The sequence below is a fragment of the Alcanivorax sp. HI0044 genome (genome assembly GCF_001634945.1).
Window position 1 is genome coordinate 1 of the sequence record NZ_LWEZ01000057.1, and the last position, 2,198, is coordinate 2,198.

5 protein-coding genes are annotated in these 2,198 nt (G+C 60.5%); 3 read left to right on the top strand and 2 right to left on the bottom strand.

Annotation, left to right across the window (positions count from 1 at the left end; genetic code table 11):
• From A3730_RS00635 to A3730_RS00645, 3 genes are all read left to right on the top strand, one after another.
• Positions 1 to 553: AraC family transcriptional regulator (locus A3730_RS00635; RefSeq protein WP_156500711.1), on the top strand; the 553-nt coding region annotated here is incomplete at its 5' end.
• An 88-nt stretch (positions 554 to 641) separates the two neighbouring features.
• Positions 642 to 1,064 carry an HIT domain-containing protein gene (locus tag A3730_RS00640; protein WP_063519914.1) on the top strand — a complete coding sequence of 141 codons (423 nt, stop codon included), beginning with the start codon at positions 642 to 644 and terminating at the stop codon, positions 1,062 to 1,064.
• The gene (locus A3730_RS00645; protein WP_063519913.1) at positions 1,064 to 1,258 is read left to right on the top strand and encodes a CPXCG motif-containing cysteine-rich protein; all 195 of its coding nucleotides are present in this window, start codon (positions 1,064 to 1,066) and stop codon (positions 1,256 to 1,258) included. Before A3730_RS00640 ends, A3730_RS00645 begins: the two co-directional genes overlap by 1 nt.
• Before the next feature lie 160 nt (positions 1,259 to 1,418).
• Here A3730_RS00645 and A3730_RS00650 read toward each other — a convergent pair whose 3' ends face one another.
• Positions 1,419 to 1,703 (bottom strand): SelT/SelW/SelH family protein, encoded by a 285-nt coding sequence (locus A3730_RS00650; RefSeq protein WP_063519912.1) that lies wholly within the window; start codon positions 1,701 to 1,703, stop codon positions 1,419 to 1,421.
• Positions 1,703 to 2,198, bottom strand: a 496-nt coding sequence (locus A3730_RS00655) for a YajG family lipoprotein (RefSeq protein ID WP_063537241.1), incomplete at its 5' end; no start/stop codon positions are given. The genes A3730_RS00650 and A3730_RS00655, both read right to left, overlap by 1 nt.

The window sequence follows — 2,198 nt, forward strand, 5'->3', positions numbered from 1 at the left end:
TTTCATGGGTGAAAAACTGGTGCCCGGGCTGGATGTGATTGGTGAGTTGCGTTTTTCCTACCCGGAACCCGATTACTTTGCGCGCATGCGCCCGGTGATGCCGGTGCCGGTGTATTTCGATTGTGCCTATAACCAGATGCGTTTCCCGGTGGAGCGGATGCAGTATCCACTGCAGTTTGCGGATCCGCGCCTGGCGAGAATGGCTGCGGACCAGTGTGAACAGGAAATGGCCAGCATCAAGCTGCCGCCGCCGTTGCTGGGGCAGGTGCGGCGGATCATTCTGGGCGGTGGTGGCCGTTTCCCCGGGGTGGAAGAAGTGGCCGGCGAGCTGCATATGTCATCGCGGACCCTGAAGCGCAAGCTGCAGCAGCTGGGCACCAGTTACCAGGAAGTGCTGGATGGGCTGCGCAAAGGGCTGGCGGTGGAATATCTCACCCAGTCCGAAAAAACCGTGGACGAAATTGCGATGACGCTGGGGTATTCCGATGCGTCGAATTTTGCCCGCGCGTTCCGCCGCTGGACTGCGCGTAGTCCGTCAGATTATCGCCCATAGCGTGGCGCCTGAGCCGTAAGGCTGGATGCTGGGTTGGTGCTTGAATCCGGTCTGTGGTGCCATGGGTTGTATTGCTTAAGGAGAGATTATGGCCTCGCTTCATCCTCGTCTTGCTGCCGACACCCGGGCTTTGGGAGAAACAGAGCTTTGCTGGTTGCGGTGGATGAACGATCAGCGATTTGCCTGGATTGTGGTGGTCCCCAAGCGGGACGGACTGCGCGAGTGGCACCATATGCCTGTGGATGAGCAGCAGGCGTTGCTGGCACAGGTGAATACGCTGGCAGGCCAGCTTGAACAGGTAACCGGCGCAGACAAGATCAACATCGGTGCGCTGGGGAACATGGTGCCGCAGCTGCATGTGCATATCATCGCCCGCTTTGCGGATGACCCTTGCTGGCCTGGGCCGGTGTGGGGGCAGGGGCAGCCTGAGCCCTGGCCAGACAATCAGCAGCCGGCCTGGATTGCCGAGTTGGCGTTGACCGACGATGTGGTAACCACAGGAGGGCGTTAATGGCGGGGTTGTTGCCGGTGACGGTTCAGTGTCCACATTGCTGGGAGGCCATCGAGGTGTTGGTGGATCCCTCGGTGGAAGAGCAGGAGTACGTGGAGGATTGCCAGGTGTGCTGCCAGCCGCTGTTGTTCACGGTGGCGGTGCCGTTTGGCAGTGAAGAGCCGCAGGTGGAGGTGCGGCCGGAGAATGAATAGCCCAGTCCCGAGTTACGAGAAGTGAGAAGCGAGAAGCGAAAATCATCGGGCTTTGCCGTGTTTTGGGGTTTGCCTTTCGAAACTCGCTTCTCGCAACTCGAAACTCTGGTTATCGCGCCGCCAGCGACGCTCCTACAGCGCGATTGGAGGGGTGGTGTTATCAGATGTCCTTGCGATCTATATGTCCGAGCGCCCGCTCCGGGCAGACTGCATCCCGTACCCGTCGTTTCAGCTCGGTGATTTCCGGAAAGCCGCCATCCTTTTTCCTGTCCCAGATTGGTTGTCCGTTGGCCTCAATCCAGAACACGCCGCCGGTGCCCGATTGCAGGGCCACTTCGTCCAGTTCATCACTGAAGGTGGCGAGCAGCTCCTGCGCATACCAGCCGCTACGCAGCAGCCAGTTGCACTGGCTGCAATAATAGATGACAACGCGGTTGGCGGGCATCAGGGGGTATTGTTGCCTGCCAGGAAGCGCTGCATCTCGGGATCGTTGAGCATGCGGGTGATGGCGCCGCTGAGGATCTCGTTGACCATGGCCTGGTTGCGGTCGGCGGTGGGGGTGAGCGGCAGATCGTGGACCACGCTGCTCTTGTAAGTGCCGGTGTGCACCACATCACCGCGGGTGGCTTCGGCGAGAAGCGTCAGCGACAGGGTGACTTCATTCACTACTGAGCCTTCCTCAGGCACGTAGTCCAGCTGTTCCAGGCGCACTTCCAGGCGGGTGGCGTCGGCACCGGCGTTGAAGGCGTTAAAGCCCTGGGTTTGCAGCCCCTTGCGCACGGCGTCTTCAATGGCGGCTTTCACGTCGTTGGCAGGTTGCACCAGGGCGGTTTCCTTGTAGACGCCGCCGCGGGTGCCGAAGGCGCTCTGGTCACGGGAATCCACGGCGATAACCTGCACCGGCTGATTCTGGCCGATATTGGCCGCTTCAACGTCTGCC